The 805-nt window shown below is 62.2% G+C and carries 1 protein-coding gene; it reads left to right on the plus strand.

The window, feature by feature from the left end; translation table 11 throughout:
* A partial coding sequence (locus ASU03_RS20070; RefSeq protein WP_157465961.1) for a type II secretion system F family protein occupies positions 1 to 805 on the plus strand: 805 nt, incomplete at both ends.

The raw sequence follows: 805 nt of genomic DNA on the forward strand, positions 1-805 counted from the left end.
CACTCGTGTTGATCGCCGGCCAGCTCATGGCCCAGCGCCGTCGCCAGCGCCTGGTCAACCAGCGCCTGCAAGGCCAATTGGTGCGTGGCGACCGATTCGGTACCCTGCTCAGCCAATTTGGCAGCAGCCAGCTGGCCCAGCGCTCAGTGAGCATGGATAACGAAACGCAGATCCTGCTCAACCGTGTGGGCTGGCGCAAAACCAATCAACGCTCGATCTTCGCCGCCTGCCAGATTGGCGTGCCGCTGGTGCTGGCAGGCGTGATCCTGATAGGCGAGGAAGTGATTTTTCCCGGTGTCGACTCCCCGTGGATCGCACCCCTGCTCGGCCTGGGCCTGGGCTACCTGATCCCCAAGCCCATCCTTGCCAGTGCGGCCAAGGCCCGCCAGCAACAGACCCCCCGCGAGGTGTCGACCTTCATCCCCCGGCTGCGCATTTTGTTCGAGTCGGGCATGGCGGTAGAACAATCCCTGCGTGTGCTCAGCGTTGAAGCGCAACGCCTGTTGCCCGCGCTGACCCAGGAACTGCGGTTGATCCTGTCCCGGGTCGACTCGGGCCTGGAACTGAGTGAGGAGTTGGGCAAGACCGCCAGGCTGCTGGCCGTGGACGAGTTCACCGACACCTGCATCATTTTGCAGCAACTGATCCAACAGGGCGGCGGCGCCATGAAGTCTCGGCTGGCCCTCAAGCAACGGCTCGATGACCGCCGCCTCACCCGTTTGCAGGAATTCATCTCGAAGATGTCGGCCAAGATGTCGGTGGTGATGATGGTTTTCCTGTTTCCCGCTTTATTGATTGTGCTGGG

This window comes from Colwellia sp. TT2012 (assembly GCF_001440345.1).
Taxonomy (GTDB): domain Bacteria; phylum Pseudomonadota; class Gammaproteobacteria; order Enterobacterales; family Alteromonadaceae; genus Colwellia.